The organism is Chitinophaga alhagiae, assembly GCF_003568665.1.
GTDB classification, from domain to species: Bacteria; Bacteroidota; Bacteroidia; order Chitinophagales; family Chitinophagaceae; genus Chitinophaga; species Chitinophaga alhagiae.
In genome coordinates, this window is the sequence record NZ_QXMH01000005.1 from 196315 (window position 1) to 215443 (window position 19129).

The window sequence follows — 19129 nt, forward strand, 5'->3', positions numbered from 1 at the left end:
TATTTATATTACCCATTTGGGTAAATCGAATTGAATAAATAACCATTAAACCTACAAACATGAACAGCAACAATCAAAGCGAAACGCCAACCAGGGCGAGAAAGATCACCTACTGGGTTTCCACCGGCCTGCTACTATTTGAGTTGCTATATGGGGCCACCTGGGATTTTAATTGGCTTAACAAAGGGTTTGCAACGGCCGTGCTATCACATCTCGGCTACCCCTCCTACCTGCCGTTAATGTTGGGAACATGCAAAATTATGGCAGCAATAGGCATAGGGCTGCCCGGATTAAAACTGGTGAAGGAATGGGCATATGCGGGTACCATGATCTTGTTTTTAGGTGCGCTCTGCTCACACCTTATTGTAGGAGACGAGTTTGCTAAAATTATCTTTTTGCTTGTTTGCATTGGGTTGACAGTAGTCTCCTATTGTTTCAGGCCGGGCTTGTTTCAGCCCCGTCACGCCCAAACATGAAAGGCGCCGGCATTAAAACCGGCCGGCTTTGCCGGTTACGATGGTTTAATGGCGCCTGGTTGTTTTAACCTGCGTTGAAATATCAATCGCCAACTGCCACAATTCAATGTTCTTTTTCCATATTGTTACATAGCGGAACACTTTTTCAATTTTTAAGAACAGGATCTTTATTTCTACCCTAACAACCCCGCTGATATAACCAAGGTTATTTTCAGTTTTAACGTCCAGAACATCTATAGTTCTCTTTAATCTTATTTTCCTGCCGGCTTCACAGGTTTTTTTCCAGAAACCTTCAATGCCTTCAGCGCCCTTATAGACGGGTAATTTTATACCAATAAGGTCAGCGTCTTCCGTGTAATAAGCCGCCATTTCCCTATACTTTCCTTCATTAAAAAGTTCTTCAAACCTTTTCCCGAATGCCAGGGCACTTTCTTTTGTCAATTCTGCAAGTCCCGATTTTTGCCTGTTCATGTTTTTGATGTTTTTTAAATTGAAATTCAGGATATTTTACGCTTACGCCGTCTTCAGTTCTTCAAAATATGCTTTCAAGGTACACGTTCCGCGCTCATCTGCAACCAGGTCCATTGTTAAAACGGTCATAAAAAATTCAATAGGGCCATAGAATTTGACGCTGGTAAATGTTCTTAACAGCAACAAAACCGCTTTCGTAATGAAAAGTGGGATATGTGTAATTTTTGGTGGCCTTCCAGACACGGCAAAGGCCATTTCTGCAATCTGGTTGTACGTTAAAGTCTGCGGCCCGCCAACAGGAATTTCCTTGTCCTTTGTTTGCATAGCGTCTACGCAAATGATGGCCAGGTCTTCTCCATGAATGGGATTCATTTTATAATTTCCATCCCCGAATAAATAAACACGGCCCTTTTGTGCCATCTCGTAAAATTCGCCCATATCTGAGAAATAGCCGCTTGGACGAATGACACAATAATCCAGTCCCGAGTTTTTTAAAGCGAAAACAAACCTTTCTTTGGCTTCGCATATTTTAAGATGTGTTAATTTGTCTCCGTCTAAAACGGAAACGTACATGAATTTCTTTACGCCGTTCCGTTTTGCCTCATCCAGCAAATTGAGGTTTGCCTGGTAGTCAACATCCATATAAGTCAGTCCGTCTTTCTGTTTTGTTATGCCAACAGTGGATATGACCACATCTATGTTCCGGCAACAGTTTTCAATTGATTTCGGGTCGGTCAGTTCGCCGTGGACAATTTCCAACTTATTATTCCCAATTAATGATGGCGGCAGTTTATTTACACTTCTTACAATTGTTTTCACATCAAAACCTCTATTCACCAGTTCTTTAAGTATGAACCCTCCCAAGTATCCTGTTGAACCGGCCAGTAGTACTTTATTCATCTTGCATTTTGTTTTAGGCTTCACGCCGTCTCTGCCCAGATATACCCCCGTTTGCTTTGATATTCGTCTTTATAAGGATACCGCTCCAGGGCGTCAATTACCCGGAATCCGGTGCTGTGAAGCAACTGGATGAGCATTTCCGGCTGAAAGTAATACAGGTTAACATCCACGTCTTTATTGTGCGCTTTGTCATAGTGCACGGTATCGTCCCCTACATGAAAAGAGAACAGGAACTGTCCACCGTCTTTCAGCACACGGCGTACTTCACTGAAAGCCTTTTTGATCTCTTCCCGGGTGAAATGCACAATGGCATAGAACGCCAGCGCACTGCCAAAAGAATGTGCCGGCCAGGAGAGGTCCAGCAGGTTGCCGGTCTCAAATGTGATCTGCGGGTGGAGCTTTCCGGCCGCTTCCACCATGGCCGGAGAAATATCTATGCCTGTAATGTTCTGTATGCCATGATGGTACAAGAACCCGGTTGTTTGTCCAGGCCCGCAGCCGAAGTCGGCCATGGGGCCACTGTGCTGCCTGGCCACTGCGAATGCCGCCAGCAACAGCCGTTCGAACGGCTTCCCGGCAAGCTCGTCATGCCGCGCCGCCGCATAACTTTCCGCTACCTGGTTGTAGCAGTGGACCACTTTTTCCTGCTGTTGCTTTCTTTTCTGTGGCAAACCCGATAGATTTATTTTTAACTTTCCAATACCAGCCTCACCGGCGTATTCCCGTTCCTGAGCATTTCAATGGCCCTGTTCATTTCAGCGAACGGCATCACCTCCACCATGCTTTCAATATGATGCTTTGCCGCAAAAGCCAGCATGTCTTTCATGTTTTTGCGGCTGCCCACATAATTTCCGTAAATAGTGCGCTGTGCATAATCATACAAGAGGCCAAGGCTAACGGGTTGCCGCAGCAAGGGAGATGCCACCAGGCAAAGTTTTCCCCGGGGCTTTAATAGCTTCAGGTAGGCGTCTATGTCAAAACCTGCGTTGACCGTAGAAAGGATAAAATCAAATTGCCTGTCCCGGCCGGATAAATTGGCGCTGTCCACGTATTCAGCCCCGGCCCCTTCAATTATTTCCTTCTTCTCCGGGGAATGTGAAAATGCAGACACCCGGTGCCCCATTCTCTCCAGGAACCGCATGGCCAGCAGCCCAAGTCCTCCCGCGCCCAGCACGCCTGTAACAGCATGGCCCTTCAACTTTGCCCTCCTGATAGCTGAATACACCGTTAACCCGGAAGACATCAGCGGCGCGGCCCTGGCGGAATCAAGGCTTTTGGGGAGTTTAAATACGAACCGGTAGTCTGTGATAATATGTTCCGCCAAACCGCCGTAACAGTGTACAGATATCACCCGCTGATGCGGACAAAACTGCTCGTTCCCCGCCCGGCAAAACTCGCATTCAAAACAGGCCGCCTGCTGGTAACCGATGCCCACGCGGTCGCCGGCATTCATACCAATGGCCATTGGGCCGGTATCTACTATGATCCCGATTATTTCATGACCCGGTACCATAGGGAAGGCAGTATCTCCCCAATCATCATTCATCAGCTGGATATCACCCCGGGTAATACTGCAATGGGTGATCCTGACAAGCACCTCATGCCTTCCCAGCTCCCTGTCATAGTAGAAAGGCGCAGGGTTCCCGCCTTTCTTTTTAACGCCGTAGGCTTTGATTTTCATGGTGGTCCAATTAAACGGAAGGTATTATGCACCCTGTTAAAAGTTAACACCTTTTTAAAGAACAAAAAAGTTTAATGCTTGATGATTCGCCTTATTTTACTTTTATCAAATCATTCCCGAACATGAAAGCCGTTGTATACCAAAAATATGGCCCGCCTGGTGTATTGCAACTGAAAGAAATAGAAAAGCCCGTTCCCAAAGATGATGAAGTACTGATAAAAGTCTACGCCACTACCGTTACTGCGGGAGACTGGCGCATGCGGAAAGCGGACCCTTTCCTGGCGCGGTTCTTCAATGGCCTTTTAAAACCCTCCAGGGTCAGGGTGCTGGGTTTTGAACTGGCCGGGGAAGTGGAAGAAACCGGTAAAGCCGTGCAATTATTCAGCAAAGGAGACCAGGTATTTGCCACGCCCGGCTTTGCCTTTGGCGGCTACAGCGAGTATACATGCATGCGGGAAAAGGCGGCGCTGGCCTTAAAACCGGCCAACATGAGCTACGAAGAGGCGGCAGCAGTACCGGTTGGCGGTATTACCGCCCTGTATTTCCTCCGTGACAAGGCGCATATCCAGCCCGGGCAAAAGGTACTGATCTATGGCGCCTCCGGCAGTGTGGGTACTTTTGCCGTGCAGATCGCAAAATATTTCGGGGCAACCGTTACTGCGGTTTGCAGCACCGCCAATATAAACCTGGTACAATCATTGGGGGCTGATAAAGTAATAGACTATACCAAAGAAGATTTTGCCCGGCAAGGTGATAAATATGATGTTGTTTTCGATGCGGTGGGGAAGAAACCGGCACCCGCCTCCAAAAGGGCCCTGGCGCCCGGGGGAACGTACGTTTCCGTTGCCAGGGGAACGGTGAAGCTGCAGGCTGAATATCTAACCTTCCTGAAAGGGCTGATAGAAGCGGGGTATATAAAGGCTGTTATTGACCGGCGTTATGCGCTCAGCGAGATTGTGGAGGCGCATGCGTATGTGGAGCGGCAGCATAAGAAGGGGAACGTGGTGGTGGTGGTGCGGCATGCGGGTTAGAAGAGCAACCCCTGCGTTTCTTTCATTGGGTAGAACACCCCAATAATTACAAACGGGTTTGATGCTCTCCTCATATGCCATTCTTTTGTAGTTCCAACAAACAGGTATATATCTTTACTCTTTAAAAAATCATCATAGTATTTTTCCTTAACTTTTTTCAATGCTGTTATTTCGGCCGCCTTTTCATCATGCGCCGCAAGTTTTGTGGCCTCTTTGAGGCAATTCCAGTATAGCTGCCCAATTTCCCAATCTTCAATCATCAACCGGCGTTGTTTACCGGTTTCATCGGTAAACTTGTAAAAGAACTTAAACGGTACTTTCGGTATGAGTTTTTGAGGATCAATACTCCCTGCGGCAAACAGGTCGGTCTGCTTCCGTATTTCCACCCATTCATCCTTCCATTCCCGCTCACATTCTTCCCATTCAAACGCTGTTATAGCTGTAGGCTTGAATGTAGCAAGCGATACGTTCAGGGGCTTTTGGGAATCTTCTATTAATCTGTCGAAATTCGTATATACGTTCTTCAGACAATACTCCTTTCGTTTCAACCAGTTGCCATCAGTATTTAGCCGGGGTTCATGAATAATAATATCCCGGAAATCGTAGTGACGGGGAGAATAGCTCTCCGGTCTGAAATCGTCAGGTCTTTTAATTAGTTCCAGCTCTACCCAGGTGTATTTGACATTACGGACTTTACCCTGATTGTTTCAGGTCAATCAAAAAACTTAAAGGAATTGGGTAAATTCTAATCCAGTTTCCATTTTCCAGCACTCCTGCGGTACAAACCAACTCGTCATAACTTCTGGATGGTAAAGGGTAAGTTGTAACAGTAAGTAATACTTTCAGTATTGGCATTTAAAGATGGATTAACTCGTAACTCCATTCTGGTAGTTGAACGATAGCTTCAGCCAGGTGCTTGCGATGGCATTGGCACACATTAGCTTCAAAGCAGGTGAGGGCAACGCGCTTTTTGTCTTTAACTAACTGGAGGATTTTTTCTTGCGTGGAAGTAGTGCAAGATAACGTTTCTTTTCGGTATTTTTCAAACAATCTATCGTAGTCAGCCTGGCAGGTTAACGCTTGCCTTTGTTCAGAGACAACACCTACTTCCGGGAAATGGATATATTGTATTCCCACGCTGGTGCATGCGTTCAGTAGCTGGCTTTTCGTAAAGCCATACTTCATACTCATTGGGTTGTTCCTGACATCCACCAGTACCTGCACATCATTTTCGATGAGGCGGTTCAAATACTGTTCAAGTGAAATTCCTTCATAGCCTATTGTATAAAGGGCTGTTGCGGAAGTAACCGGTTTGCATGCAGTAACTTTTTTCAATTCGGCCGTATTCAGGTATCTGTCAGCGATCTCACTATTAATTGCAAAATATGGATAGTAAGTATAAGTATAGCGTATGAGGTCTTTATACTTCTTGTTTCCATGAAGCAAATACAGCTGCTTCAGGATAGCGCGGTCCCCTTCCCTTAGCAAGTTCATATAATCAACCGGATCAGTTTTTTCTACACCTTTATTGGAGACTTGCACCTGTCCGTATTTTTGCATGGTGAATATATCTGCGGCAGCCTGAAAGGAGTAGCAGCCGTACTTGTAAGGCACAAAATGATAATCTGGCTTATCCTGTTTTTGGGCGAACAATAATAGCAGCTTTTGCAAATGAGTTTTGCCAAGACTTCCACCAAAGCCTTGCAAGAGTGCCAATATTACTTTTCGCCGGTAAAACATACCGCAAAGGTAAGGAAGAATGGAGAACTTGCAAGGGTTGACAGACTGCTACTTTAAACCAGGGGCAAGTCCGGAAAAGACTATTGGGAGGTCTCTCGTGTGTGCTTGTCCACAAAATCATTGATCAACACGGCCCACTCTCCCCTTCTCTCCTTTTCACCAAACTTGTAAACTTTGCTGCCAATGCTAAAGAACCCACCGTACCTGCTGATCTTTATTAAAACGGTGTCTTTATGCTTATAGGCAAATGCGCCAATTATATGTCCCTTCCACAGAAAAATATCATTAGAAGGTTTTGCTGACTTAATCAGGGCCAGTACCTTTTGGTCATTGTAAGCCTGTTTATGATACTTTCCCATATCCTCTAGATCATAACTATCAATATCCCTATCTTCAGAAATGGTATTGTACAATATCAGGCTGTCAACATCGAATGTTTTATCCTCACATCCAAAGCCAAGTGTACACGTGATCGTGATGAAAAATATCAGTAAGTACGTTTTCATATAAACAATAAAAATACGAATAGGAACGGTTATACTACCTACAATCCCAATTCCGTCTCAATAAACGCCTTCGCACCATCCGGCCCTGTAATCTCCAGAGAGGCCTCGCTCCCATCCCCCGCAACCGCCAGCCGGAACTCAAAAAAATCACAGCACTGCCTTTCCGACTTGATGAACGACACCAGTTCGTCCAGCACCTCATCGTGCCCCTGGAAGTTGTACCGGTAACCGCTATCCAGCTCCTGCCGGGATAGTATTTTCTTTTTGAGGGAGGCCAGCACAGTAGCCTTCCGCTCCCGCAATGCGGGGCTTGTCAATTTGCAGCTCAATTCCCTTGTTGTTTTCATACAGCAAAGATAACCCCTGGAGTATAATCAACAGTGGCCGGTTATTTTCTGGGGGCAAAGAAAATAATGTAAGCACCGATGAGGCAAATGACCGACCCAATGATCTCATACATATCGGGCTTCACCTTGTCAACCTTCCAGCCCCACAACACCGCCAGAATGATGAAAATACCGCCGTAGGCAGCGTATACCCGCCCAAACCCGGCCGGTTGCCAGGTGGCCACAACGGCGTAAAAAACCAGGATGAAACATCCCGTCAAACCTATCCAGAGCGGCTTCCCTTCTTTCAGCCATTGCCAGACCAGGTATCCGCCGCCAATTTCACAAAGGCCAGCCAGGATAAATATCAGTATGGATTTCAAAACAGGCATAAAATATTTTTACGCACAAAGATAAACCGTGGAGCATAGTCCATGGTGTATATTTGTGTAAATAATACAGTGGATATGCTTATTGGTGAACTGTCAAAAAGAAGCGGTTTTTCCCGCGATACGATCCGGTTTTATGAAAAACAGGGCCTGATCAGGGTTGGGCGCCGGGAAAGACGGGAAAATAATTACAAGGAATATTCTGAAGACATACTCCGGCAATTGCTGCTGCTCAGGAAAATAAAAAGTTATGGGTTTACGCTGAACGAAAGCGCGGGGATCATAGCGCTCATGGAGGAGAACCTGGCAACGTGCAACAGGGTCAGTGAGGCCGCCAGCGGGAAAATACAGACCATCAATGCCAGGATACAGGAGCTGGAGAACCTGAAGGAATTGCTGCAGTCCGGCGTAGACGCGTGTATGAGCGGGTGTTGCTCCCCGGATACCGATGAGAACTGCCGGTTATTTGCAATATGAACCGGAACGGCATGAAACCTCAAACCATATCCTCCCTTTTCCTGAGCCTGTCAATCAACCGCAGCAGGTATGCACGGTTCCGCCCGTGCAGATCATCTGCAATACAGGCTTCTATCACGGCAAGATGCTCCAGGTTGTAGGCCCATAACAATCCCTCGTTGGTCTGGATGCGGTACCATAGTGTAAAGCCGAAAAAGGGATCAATGGAGGTATTGAGATGCAACGTGCGGCTATATTTCGGCTTGCCCCGGCTATTGACATATACCTTCAGCTTAGGGGTATTGGCATATCTGATGGCGTACCTGCACTGCGCACAGGAAAAGCGGACCTTCTCTTCCTGCCTGGTCACAGGCTCGTGAAGGCCCGCTCCAATTACCAGCGCTTTCCTTTCACAGCGTGGACAAACTACGTCTATCTTGTCTGTGAAACCGCTGTTTTGTACGGCATGGAGGCTTGAATTTTCCATGTACGAATTGTTTTGAGATGTTACAGTGTGTTCTCCCGTACAATCACCCATATCAGTTCATACGTGGTTTTCCCGTAGGTGTAGTTGAGCATTTTTTTATTGATGGACATTGAGAGGCGTTTATATTCTCCGTCCGGTGTCTTTTCATCGCTCCTGAAATTAATGTCGTACCATTTATCATCTGATCCAACCAGCGGTTCGTTGCCGGACGTTATCGCCGTCCACAATTCGCCGGAGATATGTAGCAACTCCGCAATTTGCCCGGGGTTCAACGTATGTCTGGCCGTCTTTTTATAACCATCGCTTTTTACCTGTGCAACGCCATAGCTTGCAACTTTGTCTACGCCTTTTCCCTTGGTCTTAACATCAAAAATGCTCAGTTTGTCTTTCTTCATATACCTGAAAAAATACGTGCTGCTCTTGTCCAGGTCAAAACCGGCGTCTTTAATGAACTTATTGGTCATTTTTTCGGTCACGGCTTTTTTGGCATAGAAAAGCGGTACGTTATACGCTATGGGATGTTCCAGAAAACTGCCTAAAGTAGTACCGGTTTTTGGAAACCCGGCGGCAAGGCGTTTCACCATATCCAGGAACTGCCTGTTCCGGTTCACTAAATAGGCTACCCGTGCATCATAGGCTTCTTTTCTTTTATCCAGGTCTACCTTGAGCCGGTATACTTCCATCAGCTTTGCCTCGCCGAGTCCGTCTTTTCCTTGGGTATTTTCAAAAGCGGCCAGTGCGGCAGCCAGGTTTGCAAGGGCCTCTTGCTGCTCTCCCAGGGATTCCTTGCCTATTGTTCCCTTTTCACTGATAGCAGCAACCTGGTCTGTTATCATTACCCTTAAATAGGCCATTGGCGGGTTCACGCCGCCAAAAGCGGTTTCCGCCTTTTTCAGAAAACCGAGCGCTTCGCCATACTGTTTGGCATCAAATTTTTCTTCCGCCATCTGGTAGGCCATTTTGGCTTCCATAGCGTTCTGTGCATGTGCAACCATTGCCATGCATAAAAAAACAGTGAGGTGTAAGAGTTGTTTCATGCAATTTGAGATATGTGTGCTATTTTTTATTCCAGAAATCCGGTTCCGTCTTTGTTCCGTTAATGTTGTTCTCTTTTGCCGGAACGGCCCAAAAGTCGGTTCCCGTTTGACTGCCGGTGTTGTTCGTTCCCCAGAAATCCGGCCCCGGCGACACGGCCGCATTGGCGTTGGCGGCCGGTTCCTTTACCGTTATGGTGATGTCTTTCAAAACAAACCTGGCGCCGGGGGCTACTCCCAATAAAGAATTACGGTATTGCTCCGCTTCGGGCCTGCCGGTAAAGTAGCCGATAATGACGGGGTTGCGGAGGCCAGCCTGCTCAAAGGTCCGCTTTACGGTGGAGGTATAAGGGTAAGTACCATCACTGTAGCGGTATACGGGAATTACATTGCTTACGCTCAGGGCCACCTGCTGGTTTTTGTTCCAGTCTGCCTTATTGCTGCTGTAGGCAAACAGGTATAATACAGGCGCTGTTACCTTGTGTGAGCTAAGCGGCATACCGCCATCGGCAAATATTTTGTTTACTTCCCGCCGGATGGTAACTAGCGCCTTTAGCTGCCGGTCTTTGATAGCCGCTTCCTGGGCCGCGCGCTGCCGCTGTAGTTCCGCCCGGGCATCTTTTTCCGCTTTGGAGGACGCAATGGCCGAGGCCAGGCCGCCAATGGCGCTTGTCATACCTGAATAATCGTACCCTGAAGCGCTTGTGCCAATAGCTTGGGAGTAAGCCCGGGCAGCCTGCGCAGACGACTGCTGCATCTCGCTTGCCAGGCTTGATACTTCACGCATTTTCTGCGCAAAAACAGCGTTCAGCTCTTCCACGGTTTCAAAATGTCCGTCCAGATCAGCAGCATCCCGCATATTGTGCCGAGCGGCAGACATGGCATAAAAGCTGGTGCTGACCTGCTCCCATTTTTGCTTGAACTCCGCATCGCGCTGCTGCCGCAATGCTTCCTGGCGTTGCATGTTTGCATAAATTTTGTTAGCCGCCTGCCTGTCATACGTTACTTTATCTACCTGCCGGGCGCCATCCCTCACTTTTTGATAGTAGTTGCCTTTATCGTCCCTGAAATATTCTCCTTCTTTTACATCGTTCAGCCCTCCTGAAAACTGTGAAGCCGGTTGAAGGCGGTCTCCTTCCTCCCGGCCCGGGCTACTGGCGCCATTGCCTGTAATATTGATATTGTTTTGCGTCACCGGCGCGGCTGAGGCCGCTTCCTGCTTCCTGTTTTCCCCGGTTTCTCTTTTGGAGTTATTGATAGCGGTCTCATTATCATTGATAACACGCTGGCACGTTTTGATATCACTTGCACACCTGGCCTTTAATTTTTCCAGGTAGTTCCAGTGATCAAAGTTGCCTGATACGTTTTTCCTGTTCAACTGGCTTTGTATCTCCTTCTCAATTTCCCCGAACTGCACCAGCAGCCTTTTGGCTATCTGAACTCCTTTGGCCAGGTTTTCGGGGTCACGGGTATTTGGCATGCCATACATGCCCTGGCTAAAGTCATGGCTTTTTTCCAGCTGCGAAAGTTTACCGTTATATTCATTGTAAAAAGTAATATACCGGTTGTAGTTCTCCACGGGAAAGCCATCCAGGTAGATGACGCAGTTATCAAAAACAGTGTTTGCCTTTCCATTGAACGCCCTGGATTCTCCTTTGCCCGGGATAGTGACTTTTTCTCCGTTATGCATAAAGCTGATCTCCATATCGTCATCATTGGCAATGAAATGCTTTTCGCCTTTTTCATTGAAATTGACCAGCCGGAGGGAAAAGCTCTTATAGCTGCCGCAATTGTACAATTCAGTGAACTTGCGGGGCTGGGCCTGTGTGGGCATACCCGCCAGGAGGCACATGATCCCGAAAATGCCTGCAATGGTCTTTGTTATTATTTTCATGTTCCCATCTGGATTAAGTTGCTGCCGGCAAAGGTAGAACAGGCAGATACCGAGGTAAATACCCTACCCTAGGTATTTATGGCTGCAGTTATTGCGATAACTGTATTTATTGGCTATTTTAGTTGCAATATTCCCTGGCTATGAAAATGATGAGACCTTTAGACAAAGAATTATACGGTATATCAAAAGGGCTTCGGTCTGGTGATTTCAGTGTTCCGGATATCGGGGATATTGTGCCGGCCGCGTTGATGCTGCATGACCTGGACGGCCTGCAGCCCGTTGGATGCAGCTATATGAACAATTGGGGCTGCGAGCACCTGGGCTCTTCCGCAAATGAAGTGAATGAGCTTGGCGAGGCGTACTATGAAAAGTATTTTGTGAAAGAGGAATCTTTTGCCATATTCCAGGGAATGAACAATTACCTGGAACTGGGAGACTTTGATAAACAGTATAATTTCTTTCAGCGGGTCAGGTTATATGGCGAGACTGACTACAGCTGGTTCTATACCGTTTGCAAGGTAGTGCAGGTAAAGGCCGCTGCAGGGCCGGAAAACAAGATCATTTTACTTTCCTCTCCCGTTATTGGCATGGACGCGCTGATTGCCCGGGTCAACAGAACGCTTGACCAGGATACGTACATCCGGGCAAATTACCGGCGGTTTGCCGCATTGACCAGCCGGGAAAAAGAGATCATCACCCTGCTGGCCAACGGTAAATCTACCAACGAGATGGCCGGGCAACTGTTTATTTCCGCACATACGGTATCCACACATAGAAAGAACATCTTCCGGAAGATAGAATGCAAATCCTTTGCGGAATTGCTTCGTTTTGCCATTGCTTTTGACCTGGTATAGGCTGTGGCGGTGATTGCCGCCGGCAGCATGGCGAAAAAGATCTTCAGCTTTTCCAATACAGGCTCCCTTCATCATGCGCAAAAGCCACGGTAGCAGACATCCTGGAAACAGCCTCCGCCGAGCAACTGGCATTGACCAGCACCAGGGCGGCCTTGTCTCCGGCTTTGGGCCATTGCATATGGCCTTCATTATTCAGGGGCAGTATATTACGGGTAGCAAAACGCAATGTTCTGGAAAGCTCAAATTCTGTTACCCAGCCATACAGCTCCGCCATCAGGTGGGCTTTCTGCAACATGTTACCGGTACCGAACGTGCTCCAGTAATCCTGCACGTTGTCATTGCCCATCAATACTTCCACCCCATGTTTCAGCAAGGCTGGAATGGGCATGGCCGCCCCGCGGAACGGGATGGCAGACACGATCCCCATGCCGGCCGCCGCCAGCTTTTCTGCAACGGCTTCCGTTTCTTTTGACTGAAGTTGCGCCAGCACAAACGCATGGCTGACAAAGGTACGCCCCTTTAGCTGCGGGTTTTGAAGCACCTGTTCCGCCAGGTACGTTATGGTGCGCAGGCCTTCCTTCCCCCCGTCGTGCAGGTGGATGTCTATGCCTTTGTTATGATCTATGGCCAGCTGTACCGTAAGATCAATGGCTTTCTGAATGCCGTTATCTATGCTGAAAGGGTCCAGCCCGCCAATGAAATCCACGTTCTCCAGCTGCGCGGCTTCTTTCATCAGCGGGGCTGAATCTGTATAATAAAGCCCGTGCTGCGGAAAAGCTACCAGCTCCGCTTTGAAACTGTCTTGCTTGTTGTCAAGCGCTTTTTGCAGGTTTTCGAGCGAGCGGAGGCCGGAGGTGGTATCTACGTTAAAATGTGTTCTGGCAAAGGAGGTGCCATAGCTTTGTAAAAGGCTGATGAGCTGCTCCGCTCTTGCGGTAGATGTTTTCAGCAAGGTGGGGATGATCTCCTGCTCGTAGGCGATCATATCCCGCACTGTTCTCCGCCTGGGGGAGAGCGCCTGCCAGGGCAGGCCGTACAGGGTTTTGTCCAGGTGAACGTGCATGTCTTTGAACGCCGGCAGCATCAGGTAACCTTTGGCATCAATGGCGTGCGGGAGTGGTGCATCATTCGGGAATACCCTGGTTATTTTCCCGTTGCTGACGGTTATGCAGAACAGGCCGGTTCGGGTGGCGGTTACACCGTCCTCGTCAAAAACAAAAGCCGTTTCCAGCCTTACATTCTTTAAAGTATAGCTATTTCCGGCAAGGATATGGTAAGCAGTTTCCATGATATGTAGTGAGCTGGATGGTTAAAAAACGATATTGCCTTTGTATATCAGCGATGTAACGGGCGATATCCGTGAAACGGCTTCAGCAGAACAGCTGGCATCAACAAAAACCATATCGGCCTGGTCACCAGCCTTCGGCCATTGTTGCACACCCTTGTCATCCAGCGGCAGCAAGCCTGCTGTTGCCAGCTTTAAAGTTCTTGACAGGCCAAATTCCGTGGTATTCCCGTACAGTTGCGCGGCCAGGTTCGCTTTCTGCAAAACGCTTCCGGAGCCGAACGTATTCCAGTGGTCAATGATGCTGTCATTCCCCGTCATGACCGTTACGTTGTGTTTCAGCAGTGTGGGAATAGGCATGATCAGTCCGCCGAAGGGGATGGTGGAAACGATGCCTATTTGCGCGGCGCCGAGCTTTTCCGCAATTGCTTCCTGTTGTGGCCTGTCCAGCCTGCCCAGCACAAAACAGTGGCTCAGGTATGTTTTCCCTTTCAGGGCGGGGTTTTCATTTACCTTGTTAATGAGGTATTCTACAGTTTTGAGCCCGGATTCGCCAGATTCATGCAGGTGAATGTCGATGCCTTTGCCATGGTCCAGGGCCAGCTGTATGGTGAAGTCCATCGTTTTTTCTATAGCCCCGTCTATTGTATAGGGGTCTACTCCGCCAATGAAGTCTATGCCCGCCTGAGCGGCTTCTTTCAGGTAAAGGGCGGTATCTGTATAAAACACGCCGTGTTGCGGGAAGGCTACCAGTTCAGCGCCGAACACCTTCTTTTTGTTCTCCAGCGCCTTTTGCAGGTTTTTAAGGGAATCCAGCCGGGAGGTAGGCTCAATGTTCACGTGGCTGCGTGCAAAGGATGTTCCCTTTGATTGCAGCAATTCAATTAACTGCTCCGCTTTATAGGTGGAGTTCTTCAGCATGTCCGGCAAGATCTTCTGCTCCAGCGCAATCATCCCTTTTACACCGCCCGTTCTCCTCCTCACGGCCTGCCAGGGGCCGCCGTAAAAGGTTTTGTCCAGGTGGATGTGCATGTCCCTGAACGCAGGAAGCATTAACATGCCCCCGGCATCCACCGCGTTCTTTGCACCGGGCTGGTTGGGGCTGATCTTTTTGATTACCCCGTTTTCTATTTCAACAGCAAAAAGCGCGGTATGGGTAGCAATAACCTCATCATTTTCATACGCAAAACCAGTTTCCAGCCGAACGTTTTTCAGTATATAGCTGCCGCTTGTTTGCGCGCTTTCGCTTGTAGTCCCATTAACCTCCTTCAACGTTCCGGGAACAAATGCCAGCCCGGCAAAACCTAATGCGGAGTTCCTGATAAAGTCTTTACGCGATACCATGTTATTGCTTTTGATACGATCATACAAAGGTACGCCGCCCGGCGGTTGCGGCCCGTGGGCGATTACTGCGATTCTTTGTAAAATTTATCACTTTTCCCGGAAACCGGTAGGGGTCAGCCCTGTTTGGCCCCTGAAGAAGTTGGAAAAATATGCCTGGTCGGCAAAGCCCAGTTCGAAAGCGATTTCCTTAATGGAAAGGCTGGTACCCTGGAGCAATCTTTTGGCCTCTGTGCATACGCGCTGCTGTATGCACTGCGTGGCGGATACCTTCAGGTTTTTCTTGCAGAGGATATTGAGGTAATTGGCGGAGATGTGCAGCTTTTCAGCATAGAAGGCAACAAACTTCTGCTCCCTGAAAAACTCGTCTATGAGCATATTGAACTTTGCCAGCCTGGGATTTGACTGGTATACTTTAAACTCGGTGAAGTTGCTTTCCGCTTCCCTGCTCACAATGGCCGCAATAACGGCCGCGCGTGCGCTGATCAGGTGCCGGAGGGAATTGTCTGCTTTCAGCTCATCCCTGATGGCATTAAATTCATAATGCAACAGCCTGAAAGCGCTGTCTGTCAGCTGGATGACCGGGTGGTTCTGGTAGTTGGTGAACGAAAAACGGAAGAAGGGCGCAAACTGTTCCAGGAATGCTTTTTCTATCATCAGCTGATAACCTGCGGAGCCGCTCTCAATGTGCCATGTATGTACCTGACCGGGAAACAATACATGTACCTGCCGGTTGCCGATGCGGTAGTCTGTAGAATCTATGGTATGTACGCCCCGCGCCCGGTCAAACAGGATGATGATAAAAAAATCGTGCTGATGAGGCTCGTCTATATGCTTTTCTCCGTGCAGGTAGTTGAACAACAACTCCTCCCGCCCGGCCTCCTGGCCCTCCCTGTACCCATGAAGGCCTATAACGGGCACTACCCTGTCATCTTTACTCGTACGCATGATACCGGCTTATTCGATTTGTGAAATTTATAAAAAAATGGCGATAAATGCAGCAGAAACACCATTGCCGCCCCGCAAATTATTCTATCTTACAGGGATGCAAACCGTTCTCCTTTTCAGCCGTGCTGTACTACGGGCTGCCTTCCGCTCTGGGCGCATGCTCCTGCTGGCCGCCCTTACCCTTCTTGCCGGCACGGCCGCGGCGCAGCGCCCCAACATCATCCTGATAGTGGCGGATGACCTGGGCTGGAGAGACCTGGGTTTTATGGGCAGCCACTTCTATGAAACCCCTCAACTGGATAAGCTGGCCAAACAAAGCCTGGTATTCACCAACGGCTATGCCGCGGCCGCTAACTGCGCCCCCAGCAGGGCCTGCATGTTGACGGGGCTTAACACGCCGCGCCACGGCATCTATACCGTTGGCAAATCTGACCGCGGCAACGCCAAAACGAGAAAGATCATTCCCACGCCCAATACAACTGTGCTGGACCACCGCTTTCCCACCCTGCCCGCCATGCTGCAACAGGCCGGCTACCATACCGCCATCATCGGCAAATGGCACCTGAGCAGCAACCCGCTGCTCCACGGCTTTGACTATAACAGGGGCGGTACGCACCAGGGGCATCCGCCGTCTTACTTTTCGCCTTACAAAATTCCTACCCTCACAGACGGCGCGCCGGGTGAATACCTGACAGACCGGCTTACCAGTGAAGCGGTCAGCTTCCTGGAGGAGAACAGGAAAAAGGCTTTCTTTCTCTATCTTCCCTATTACGCTGTACACACGCCTTTGCAGGCCCCTGCTGCGCTGGTAGAAAAATATGAGCGCAAGCCCAAAGTACCGGGACAGGCCAATCCCGTGTATGCCGCCATGGTAGAGAACATGGACATGAACATCGGGCGCCTGTTAACGAAGCTGCAAGCACTGGGCCTGGACAGCAACACGCTGGTGATCTTTACATCAGATAATGGCGGCATCAGGGCTACCTCTCACCAATCTCCGCTGCGGGCGGGCAAAGGCTCCTATTACGAAGGCGGTATCAGGGTACCGCTGGTCTTTCGCTGGCCGGGGCATATCCAACCGGGCACTTCAGCGGTGCCGGTCACGAATATGGACTTTTTCCCCACCCTGCTCAACCTGCTTTCCATCAACACCAACGCCCCGGAGCTGGACGGGCAAAGCATTCTGCCGGTGCTCCAGGGTGGAACCATGGCCGCAAGGCCCCTGTTCTGGCACTTCCCCGTTTACCTGGAGGCGTACAACCGGCAGGAAGATGAAGCCCGCGACCCATTGTTCCGCACCCGGCCGGGCAGTTGCGTACGGTATGGCCACTGGAAGCTGCTGCAGTACTTTGAGGACAATGACCTTGAGCTGTACAACCTGCAAACAGACCCCGGCGAACAGCATAACCTGGCCGCTTCGCAACCGCAAATGCTGGCAAAGCTGAAAGGTATGCTGGAACAATGGCAACAGGCCGCTAAGGCCCCCATTCCCCGGCAGCGCAACCCGCAATATGCGGGGGGCAACTAACGTTGTACTGCGTGCCGAAGTGGCTAAACTTCAGTAAATTCGAGTTGAGGTCTCATGAAATATTACACCATACCACCACCGGCACATTTAACGGACTATGTGGGGTTCTTCTGGGTTTTTGAAGGCGCCGGCTCAACGGCTGCTCCCTATTTTCACAGAACATTGGCCAATGTGTGCCCGGAACTGGTTTTTCATTATCAGGGCGCTTTCAGTGAGCTGTCTGCCAACAGCCGGCTAAGCAGTATTTTTGAGACCGGGCTTCATGCACAAACAAAACACTTCCGGCAGTTTATTGTCAGCAAGCCATTCGGGATGTTTGGCGTATACCTCTATCCACAGGCATTGAGCACATTGTTCGGCATTCCCGCCATTGGCTTCACAGACCAGCGGCCGGAGCTTTCTGTGCTGTTAGGGAAACAGGAGAACGGCCTTACAGAGCGGATGCTCTGCGCGGCAGACAATACTGAACGGGTGGCTATCATCACCGCCTTCCTGGAAAAACGCCTGCAGCCGTTCAAACGGCCGGAGATCAGGAAGGCGGTGAACTTTATTCTAAAAAAGAAGGGGCGTGTAAATATCCCTCAACTGGCACTGCAATGCCACTCCTCTCTCCGGCAATTTGAACGGAATTTCAAGGAACATGCCGGGTTCACCCCCAAAAAGTTTGCCCGGATTGCCCGCTTCTACGCCTTAACGGAAGAGGCCGCGGGCAGCCCGCTTACCCTCTCGCAAATGGCCCATCACTACGGCTATTTTGACCAGTCTCACTTCATTGCGGACTTCAGGGAATTTTCCGGACTGTCTCCCAAAGAATGGCTCTATACGGTACCTCATTGGACGTAGCATGAAAATGTCGTTTTTTTCCTATTCCCCGGCAGGGAAGCCGGCTAATTTTGGGTGATAAAACTTAAAGTGATGAACAACAACAAACCTACCGCCGGGATCAAAAGCATGTGCATAGGGTTACCGGTAACAGACCTGGACAAAGCTGTTGCATGGTACCGGCAACTGTTCCCTGGTGTTATGGAGCTGAACCCGGCGCCGGATGTATGGGAGTTTGAGGTTATACCCGGAGGATGGTTGCAGCTTTTCCCGCATAACGGCACCAGCGCCAAACCCGTTATGGTCCGTTTCGAATCAGGGAATATAGCGGCCAGCCACCACCTGGCCACAACCATAGGCAGTAACGTGGAGGAGATTACGCTGGTACCCGGCGTTATCCGGTATTTTGATTTTTCAGATCCCTTTGGGAACCCGCTGTCTTTTTATGAGATGGTGGAGGAAAAGGAAATGTAGAAAGCCTTCAAATCATAAGACCTGAAGGTTTCTCCACATCAGTGATGGCTTTTACGCATTCTCCAGCGCCTTGATATCGAACTTCTTCATTTTCATAAAGACCTCCATGACCTGTTGCGACCTTTCCGGGTTGCCGAGCAGTTTGGGTAAAACGGTAGGCACTACCTGCCAGGATACGCCGAATTTATCCTTCAGCCAGCCGCAGTTGCTTTCTATGCCGCCGTCTGCCGTCAATTTTTCCCAGTAGTAGTCTATTTCCTCCTGGGTTTCGCAGTCTATTACAAATGAAACGGCTTCGTTGAACTTGAAATGCGGACCGCCGTTAAGCCCGATGAACTTTTTGCCGTCCAGTTCAAATTCTACTACCATCTGGTTGTCTGCCCTGATCTTTGAGTTCTTGAAAATACCGCAGTAGAATTTTGCTGCTGCCTGGGCCTGACCGTCAAACCAGAGGCAGGGATAGATGTTGTTTTTCATGTTGCTTTT

Annotated in this window: 24 protein-coding genes and 1 pseudogene; 7 read left to right on the plus strand and 18 right to left on the minus strand. The window is 49.1% G+C overall.

The window, feature by feature from the left end; all coding sequences use genetic code 11:
- Positions 1 to 59: 59 nt before the first annotated feature.
- Positions 60 to 476: a DoxX family protein gene (locus tag D3A97_RS22910; protein WP_119080896.1), complete on the plus strand. Its 417-nt coding sequence runs from the start codon at positions 60 to 62 to the stop codon at positions 474 to 476.
- 45 nt (positions 477 to 521) lie between these two features.
- Here D3A97_RS22910 and D3A97_RS22915 read toward each other — a convergent pair whose 3' ends face one another.
- The 4 genes from D3A97_RS22915 to D3A97_RS22930 are packed head-to-tail and all read right to left on the minus strand — an operon-like array spanning position 522 to position 3528.
- On the minus strand, positions 522 to 947 hold the full coding sequence (locus D3A97_RS22915; protein ID WP_119080897.1) for a YybH family protein: 426 nt from the start codon (positions 945 to 947) through the stop codon (positions 522 to 524).
- A gap of 42 nt (positions 948 to 989) precedes the next feature.
- Positions 990 to 1847 (minus strand): SDR family oxidoreductase, encoded by an 858-nt coding sequence (locus tag D3A97_RS22920; protein ID WP_119080898.1) that lies wholly within the window; start codon positions 1845 to 1847, stop codon positions 990 to 992.
- Positions 1848 to 1867: 20 nt separating this feature from the next.
- A complete protein-coding gene (locus tag D3A97_RS22925) occupies positions 1868 to 2518 on the minus strand; it encodes a class I SAM-dependent methyltransferase (protein WP_157986716.1) in 651 nt (216 codons plus the stop codon).
- A 17-nt stretch (positions 2519 to 2535) separates the two neighbouring features.
- The gene (locus D3A97_RS22930) at positions 2536 to 3528 is read right to left on the minus strand and encodes an NAD(P)-dependent alcohol dehydrogenase (RefSeq protein ID WP_119080900.1); all 993 of its coding nucleotides are present in this window, start codon (positions 3526 to 3528) and stop codon (positions 2536 to 2538) included.
- Between the two features lie 122 nt (positions 3529 to 3650).
- Here D3A97_RS22930 and D3A97_RS22935 point away from each other — a divergent pair, with 122 nt between their 5' ends.
- Positions 3651 to 4559 (plus strand): NAD(P)-dependent alcohol dehydrogenase, encoded by a 909-nt coding sequence (locus D3A97_RS22935; RefSeq protein ID WP_119081014.1) that lies wholly within the window; start codon positions 3651 to 3653, stop codon positions 4557 to 4559.
- Here the strand turns inward: D3A97_RS22935 and D3A97_RS25065 are convergent.
- From D3A97_RS25065 to D3A97_RS22960, 7 genes and pseudogenes are all read right to left on the minus strand, one after another.
- Positions 4556 to 5107 carry a DUF8757 domain-containing protein gene (locus tag D3A97_RS25065; protein WP_198674144.1) on the minus strand — a complete coding sequence of 184 codons (552 nt, stop codon included), beginning with the start codon at positions 5105 to 5107 and terminating at the stop codon, positions 4556 to 4558. The genes D3A97_RS22935 and D3A97_RS25065 overlap by 4 nt on opposite strands.
- A pseudogene (locus tag D3A97_RS25460) lies at positions 5096 to 5230 on the minus strand (hypothetical protein); the annotation flags it as partial. The gene D3A97_RS25065 and the pseudogene D3A97_RS25460, both read right to left, overlap by 12 nt.
- 22 nt (positions 5231 to 5252) lie before the next feature.
- Positions 5253 to 5414 (minus strand): DUF8758 domain-containing protein, encoded by a 162-nt coding sequence (locus D3A97_RS25465; RefSeq protein ID WP_498365911.1) that lies wholly within the window; start codon positions 5412 to 5414, stop codon positions 5253 to 5255.
- Positions 5415 to 6299, minus strand: coding sequence for a DUF488 domain-containing protein (locus D3A97_RS22945; protein ID WP_119080901.1), 885 nt, complete (start codon positions 6297 to 6299; stop codon positions 5415 to 5417).
- Positions 6300 to 6379: 80 nt separating this feature from the next.
- Positions 6380 to 6805, minus strand: a complete 426-nt coding sequence (locus tag D3A97_RS22950) for a hypothetical protein (RefSeq protein WP_119080902.1) — start codon at positions 6803 to 6805, stop codon at positions 6380 to 6382.
- Positions 6806 to 6843: 38 nt separating this feature from the next.
- Positions 6844 to 7152, minus strand: a complete 309-nt coding sequence (locus D3A97_RS22955) for a Zn-dependent oxidoreductase (protein ID WP_119080903.1) — start codon at positions 7150 to 7152, stop codon at positions 6844 to 6846.
- 41 nt (positions 7153 to 7193) lie between these two features.
- Entirely contained in the window at positions 7194 to 7523 is a 330-nt protein-coding gene (locus D3A97_RS22960) for a YnfA family protein (protein ID WP_119080904.1), read from the minus strand.
- A 75-nt stretch (positions 7524 to 7598) separates the two neighbouring features.
- Here D3A97_RS22960 and D3A97_RS22965 point away from each other — a divergent pair, with 75 nt between their 5' ends.
- Complete coding sequence (locus D3A97_RS22965; protein ID WP_157986717.1) at positions 7599 to 7997, plus strand: MerR family transcriptional regulator; 399 nt, start codon at positions 7599 to 7601, stop codon at positions 7995 to 7997.
- Between the two features lie 19 nt (positions 7998 to 8016).
- Here the strand turns inward: D3A97_RS22965 and D3A97_RS22970 are convergent, their stop codons facing one another.
- From D3A97_RS22970 to D3A97_RS22980, 3 genes are read right to left on the minus strand one after another with little or no spacing between them, the layout of a single operon-like run.
- Positions 8017 to 8463 (minus strand): hypothetical protein, encoded by a 447-nt coding sequence (locus tag D3A97_RS22970; RefSeq protein ID WP_119080906.1) that lies wholly within the window; start codon positions 8461 to 8463, stop codon positions 8017 to 8019.
- A 20-nt stretch (positions 8464 to 8483) separates the two neighbouring features.
- Complete coding sequence (locus D3A97_RS22975; protein ID WP_157986718.1) at positions 8484 to 9500, minus strand: hypothetical protein; 1017 nt, start codon at positions 9498 to 9500, stop codon at positions 8484 to 8486.
- A 19-nt stretch (positions 9501 to 9519) separates the two neighbouring features.
- Entirely contained in the window at positions 9520 to 11391 is a 1872-nt protein-coding gene (locus tag D3A97_RS22980; RefSeq protein ID WP_119080908.1) for a hypothetical protein, read from the minus strand.
- 140 nt (positions 11392 to 11531) lie between these two features.
- Here D3A97_RS22980 and D3A97_RS22985 point away from each other — a divergent pair, with 140 nt between their 5' ends.
- Positions 11532 to 12245, plus strand: a complete 714-nt coding sequence (locus D3A97_RS22985; protein ID WP_119080909.1) for a LuxR C-terminal-related transcriptional regulator — start codon at positions 11532 to 11534, stop codon at positions 12243 to 12245.
- Positions 12246 to 12288: 43 nt separating this feature from the next.
- Here D3A97_RS22985 and D3A97_RS22990 read toward each other — a convergent pair whose 3' ends face one another.
- The 3 genes from D3A97_RS22990 to D3A97_RS23000 form a co-directional block, all read right to left on the minus strand.
- Positions 12289 to 13533: an amidohydrolase gene (locus D3A97_RS22990; RefSeq protein WP_119080910.1), complete on the minus strand. Its 1245-nt coding sequence runs from the start codon at positions 13531 to 13533 to the stop codon at positions 12289 to 12291.
- A 21-nt stretch (positions 13534 to 13554) separates the two neighbouring features.
- Complete coding sequence (locus D3A97_RS22995) at positions 13555 to 14874, minus strand: amidohydrolase (RefSeq protein WP_119080911.1); 1320 nt, start codon at positions 14872 to 14874, stop codon at positions 13555 to 13557.
- Positions 14875 to 14961: 87 nt separating this feature from the next.
- Positions 14962 to 15819: an AraC family transcriptional regulator gene (locus D3A97_RS23000; protein ID WP_119080912.1), complete on the minus strand. Its 858-nt coding sequence runs from the start codon at positions 15817 to 15819 to the stop codon at positions 14962 to 14964.
- 97 nt (positions 15820 to 15916) lie between these two features.
- Between D3A97_RS23000 and D3A97_RS23005 the strand changes: the two genes are divergently transcribed.
- The 3 genes from D3A97_RS23005 (at position 15917) to D3A97_RS23015 (ending at position 18643) form a co-directional block, all read left to right on the plus strand.
- Positions 15917 to 17347 carry a sulfatase gene (locus tag D3A97_RS23005; RefSeq protein ID WP_198674145.1) on the plus strand — a complete coding sequence of 477 codons (1431 nt, stop codon included), beginning with the start codon at positions 15917 to 15919 and terminating at the stop codon, positions 17345 to 17347.
- A gap of 54 nt (positions 17348 to 17401) precedes the next feature.
- A complete protein-coding gene (locus D3A97_RS23010; protein ID WP_119080913.1) occupies positions 17402 to 18190 on the plus strand; it encodes a DUF6597 domain-containing transcriptional factor in 789 nt (262 codons plus the stop codon).
- A gap of 72 nt (positions 18191 to 18262) precedes the next feature.
- Complete coding sequence (locus D3A97_RS23015) at positions 18263 to 18643, plus strand: VOC family protein (RefSeq protein WP_119080914.1); 381 nt, start codon at positions 18263 to 18265, stop codon at positions 18641 to 18643.
- A gap of 51 nt (positions 18644 to 18694) precedes the next feature.
- On the opposite strand, the gene D3A97_RS23020 is transcribed toward D3A97_RS23015, so the two are convergent.
- Entirely contained in the window at positions 18695 to 19120 is a 426-nt protein-coding gene (locus D3A97_RS23020) for a VOC family protein (protein WP_119080915.1), read from the minus strand.
- Between the last annotated feature and the right edge of the window lie 9 nt (positions 19121 to 19129).

Bases quoted from the DNA above. Each gene is read 5' to 3' on its own strand.
- D3A97_RS22980 (WP_119080908.1), bottom strand. From the start codon at position 11,391: ATGAAAATAATAACAAAGACCATTGCAGGCATTTTCGGGATCATGTGC.
- D3A97_RS22955 (WP_119080903.1), bottom strand. From the start codon at position 7,152: ATGAAAACAACAAGGGAATTGAGCTGCAAATTGACAAGCCCCGCATTG.
- D3A97_RS23020 (WP_119080915.1), bottom strand. From the start codon at position 19,120: ATGAAAAACAACATCTATCCCTGCCTCTGGTTTGACGGTCAGGCCCAG.
- D3A97_RS23010 (WP_119080913.1), top strand. From the start codon at position 17,402: ATGAAATATTACACCATACCACCACCGGCACATTTAACGGACTATGTG.
- D3A97_RS22920 (WP_119080898.1), bottom strand. From the start codon at position 1,847: ATGAATAAAGTACTACTGGCCGGTTCAACAGGATACTTGGGAGGGTTC.
- D3A97_RS22915 (WP_119080897.1), bottom strand. From the start codon at position 947: ATGAACAGGCAAAAATCGGGACTTGCAGAATTGACAAAAGAAAGTGCC.
- D3A97_RS22985 (WP_119080909.1), top strand. From the start codon at position 11,532: ATGAAAATGATGAGACCTTTAGACAAAGAATTATACGGTATATCAAAA.
- D3A97_RS23005 (WP_198674145.1), top strand. From the start codon at position 15,917: ATGCAAACCGTTCTCCTTTTCAGCCGTGCTGTACTACGGGCTGCCTTC.
- D3A97_RS22975 (WP_157986718.1), bottom strand. From the start codon at position 9,500: ATGAAACAACTCTTACACCTCACTGTTTTTTTATGCATGGCAATGGTT.
- D3A97_RS22935 (WP_119081014.1), top strand. From the start codon at position 3,651: ATGAAAGCCGTTGTATACCAAAAATATGGCCCGCCTGGTGTATTGCAA.
- D3A97_RS22970 (WP_119080906.1), bottom strand. From the start codon at position 8,463: ATGGAAAATTCAAGCCTCCATGCCGTACAAAACAGCGGTTTCACAGAC.
- D3A97_RS22990 (WP_119080910.1), bottom strand. From the start codon at position 13,533: ATGGAAACTGCTTACCATATCCTTGCCGGAAATAGCTATACTTTAAAG.
- D3A97_RS22910 (WP_119080896.1), top strand. From the start codon at position 60: ATGAACAGCAACAATCAAAGCGAAACGCCAACCAGGGCGAGAAAGATC.
- D3A97_RS22960 (WP_119080904.1), bottom strand. From the start codon at position 7,523: ATGCCTGTTTTGAAATCCATACTGATATTTATCCTGGCTGGCCTTTGT.
- D3A97_RS22950 (WP_119080902.1), bottom strand. From the start codon at position 6,805: ATGAAAACGTACTTACTGATATTTTTCATCACGATCACGTGTACACTT.
- D3A97_RS22930 (WP_119080900.1), bottom strand. From the start codon at position 3,528: ATGAAAATCAAAGCCTACGGCGTTAAAAAGAAAGGCGGGAACCCTGCG.
- D3A97_RS23015 (WP_119080914.1), top strand. From the start codon at position 18,263: ATGAACAACAACAAACCTACCGCCGGGATCAAAAGCATGTGCATAGGG.
- D3A97_RS25465 (WP_498365911.1), bottom strand. From the start codon at position 5,414: ATGCCAATACTGAAAGTATTACTTACTGTTACAACTTACCCTTTACCA.
- D3A97_RS22965 (WP_157986717.1), top strand. From the start codon at position 7,599: ATGCTTATTGGTGAACTGTCAAAAAGAAGCGGTTTTTCCCGCGATACG.
- D3A97_RS22995 (WP_119080911.1), bottom strand. From the start codon at position 14,874: ATGGTATCGCGTAAAGACTTTATCAGGAACTCCGCATTAGGTTTTGCC.
- D3A97_RS22945 (WP_119080901.1), bottom strand. From the start codon at position 6,299: ATGTTTTACCGGCGAAAAGTAATATTGGCACTCTTGCAAGGCTTTGGT.
- D3A97_RS23000 (WP_119080912.1), bottom strand. From the start codon at position 15,819: ATGCGTACGAGTAAAGATGACAGGGTAGTGCCCGTTATAGGCCTTCAT.